This is a genomic window from uncultured Cetobacterium sp. (genome assembly GCF_947039425.1).
GTDB lineage: Bacteria > Fusobacteriota > Fusobacteriia > Fusobacteriales > Fusobacteriaceae > Cetobacterium_A.
On sequence record NZ_CAMQYW010000259.1, the window covers coordinates 1 to 2,863 of the forward strand.

Below are 2,863 nucleotides of genomic sequence, written 5' to 3' on the forward strand. Positions count from 1 at the left end.
AACGATAGATCCAATTATTGTAATGGATAGACTAAAAAGAAAAGATAAGTTTGAAGATATTGGTGGAGAATCAATCTTTTATGAGATAATAGAAGAGGTTCCAACTGCTGCAAATATTTTAACTTATGCTAGAATAATAAAAGAAAAATCAACTTTAAGAAAACTTGGAGATATTGGAACTAAAATAGTAGAGATGACCTATGAAGGTTATGAAGATGTTGATACTATTTTAGATAGAGCAGAAGGAATGATATTTAAAGTTGCAGAGAGTAAAGAATCAAAAGATATTGTTAGTTTAAAAGAAGTAGTAACAAATGAATTTGAGAGATTAGAGCAATTACTTCAAAATAAAGGTGTAACAACAGGTATATCAACAGGGTTTAAACATTTTGATGAAATGACAAGTGGATTTCATCCTTCAGACTTAGTTATACTAGCTGCTAGACCATCAATGGGAAAAACAGCCTTTGCACTTAATTTAGCATTAAATGCTGCTATGAAAAGTGATAAAGCTGTTTTAATTTTTAGTTTGGAGATGTCTAGTTCTCAATTGTTACAAAGACTATTAGCAATAGAAGCAGGAATAGGTCTTCAAAAAATAAGAAATGGATTTTTAGGAGAGGACGATTGGGGAAAACTTGGTATTTCAAGTGGAAAACTAGCTAAAGCAGAGATAAATATAGCTGATGTTCCCAATGTAAATGTTTTAGAAATAAGATCTATTGCTAGAAGACTAAAAGCAGCAGGTAAATTAGATATTATTGTTATTGACTATTTACAGTTAATAAAAGGTAGTAGTAACAAATCAGATAATAGACAACAAGAGATATCAGATATTTCAAGATCTTTAAAAGGAATAGCAAGAGAACTAGATATACCTATAATAGCTTTATCACAGTTATCTCGTGCTCCTGAGCAAAGAGCAGATAGAAGACCTATGCTTTCAGATTTAAGAGAATCTGGAGCAATAGAACAAGATGCTGATATGGTTGTATTTTTATATAGAGATGACTACTACAATGATGAAAGTGAACAAAAAGGAATAACAGAAGTTATAATAGGAAAACAAAGAAATGGACCGGTTGGAGCTGTAAACTTAAGATTCTTCCATGAAATTACAAAGTTTGCAGATTATACAACTAAAGTAGAATAAAAGGGTGATAAATAAATGAAAAGAGTAGAATTATTAGCTCCAGCAGGAAATATGGAAAAGCTAGAAATGGCATTTCATTATGGAGCAGATGCTGTATTTTTAGGTGGAAAGATGTTTAACCTAAGAGCAGGAAGTCATAATTTTAATGACGAAGAATTAAAAAAAGCTGTTGAATATGCACATTCAATGGGAAAAAGAGTTTATGTAACATTAAATATAATACCACATAATAATGAATTGGAAATTTTACCTGAATATGTTAGATATTTAGAAGAGATAAATGTTGATGGTGTTATTGTTGCTGACTTAGGAGTATTTCAAGTTGTAAAGGAAAATACAAATTTAAATATTAGTATAAGTACTCAAGCAAGTAATACAAATTGGCGTTCAGTAAAAATGTGGAAAGATTTAGGAGCTAAAAGAGTTGTGTTAGCAAGAGAAATATCTCTTGATAATATAGCAGAAATTAGAGCTAAGGTACCTGATATTGAGTTAGAGGTATTTGTTCATGGTGCTATGTGTATGTCTATTTCTGGAAGATGTCTATTAAGTAATTATATGACAGGAAGAGATGCTAATAGAGGAGATTGTGCTCAATCTTGTAGATGGAAATATAATTTAGTTGAAGAAACAAGACCTAATGAGTATATGCCTATTTATGAGGATGAAAGAGGAACATATATATTTAACTCAAAGGATCTTTGTACTATAGATATTTTAGATAAGATTTTAGACTTAGGTGTAGATTCTTTAAAAATTGAGGGAAGAATGAAGGGTATTTATTATGTATCAAATGCTGTAAAAGTTTATAGTGATGCTGTAAATAAATATTATTCAGGAAATTATGAGTATGACCCAGAGTGGATGGATGAGATCAAATCAACATCTAATAGATCTTATACGCAAGGGTTCTATCATGGACAACCAGGAGCAGATGCTAATAATTACAATGATAGAAATTCATATAGTCAAACTCATCAATTAGTTGCTAAAGTAGAGGAAAAAATTGGAGAAAATGAGTATATATTAGGAATAAGAAACAAAATTTTTGCAGGAGAGAAATTAGAAATAATTACACCTGTAGGAAAACCAAGAGAAATAGTAATGCCTAAAATGACTCTTATAACAAAATCTGGTGAAGAGGAAGTTGAATCAGCTAATCCTAACTCAACAGTTAGAATAAAATTAGACGGTGGATTCCAAAGATTAGATATGATAAGAAGAAGAAAAGAAGATTAATAAATAGTAAATAAAAAGGAGAAATTTTAAAATTTCTCCTTTTTTTATTTCTTAGTCATTATTCCATTTTTCTATTTTCTTCTCAGTACTTCTAATAAATCTAGGAATAAACCATTCTTTTTCTTTTTCTACTTTTTCATGAGGCTTAGTATAAATCTCTTTTAATTCATCATAGTATCCTTGAACTTCAGAGCTAAACTCCTCTTTATTTTTGATTGGATATTTTTTTAAATTTGGATATTTTTTATCTAAAATTTTATTCCATTCTTCAATTTGATCTTTGTGAAGAGAAAGGAATAAGTCTACATCACCTGTAAATTTAATCTCTTTAACAACATCTCCAACTTCAAGTTTTTTAATATTGTTAAAATCAGAGTCATTGATAAATTCACCAAATATAGTATGTTTATTATTTAACCAGTCAGCAGGATATAAAGTAAAGAAATATTGCGAACCACCTGTGTTAGGGCC

Annotated in this window: 3 protein-coding genes; 2 read left to right on the forward strand and 1 reads right to left on the reverse strand. The window is 29.5% G+C overall.

Annotated features, from left to right (window positions below; genetic code table 11):
* Together dnaB and Q0V09_RS10140 are read left to right on the forward strand one after the other, a co-directional pair.
* Window positions 1-1,153, forward strand: a 1,153-nt coding sequence (dnaB, locus tag Q0V09_RS10135) for a replicative DNA helicase (protein WP_297489209.1), incomplete at its 5' end; no start/stop codon positions are given.
* Between the two features lie 15 nt (window positions 1,154-1,168).
* Window positions 1,169-2,392 (forward strand): U32 family peptidase, encoded by a 1,224-nt coding sequence (locus Q0V09_RS10140; protein WP_297406093.1) that lies wholly within the window; start codon window positions 1,169-1,171, stop codon window positions 2,390-2,392.
* A gap of 51 nt (window positions 2,393-2,443) precedes the next feature.
* Here the strand turns inward: Q0V09_RS10140 and Q0V09_RS10145 are convergent.
* A partial coding sequence (locus Q0V09_RS10145; RefSeq protein WP_297489212.1) for a peptidylprolyl isomerase occupies window positions 2,444-2,863 on the reverse strand: 420 nt, incomplete at its 5' end.

Coding starts and splice junctions, on each gene's coding strand:
- Q0V09_RS10140 (WP_297406093.1), top strand. CDS start 1,169: ATGAAAAGAGTAGAATTATTAGCTCCAGCAGGAAATATGGAAAAGCTA.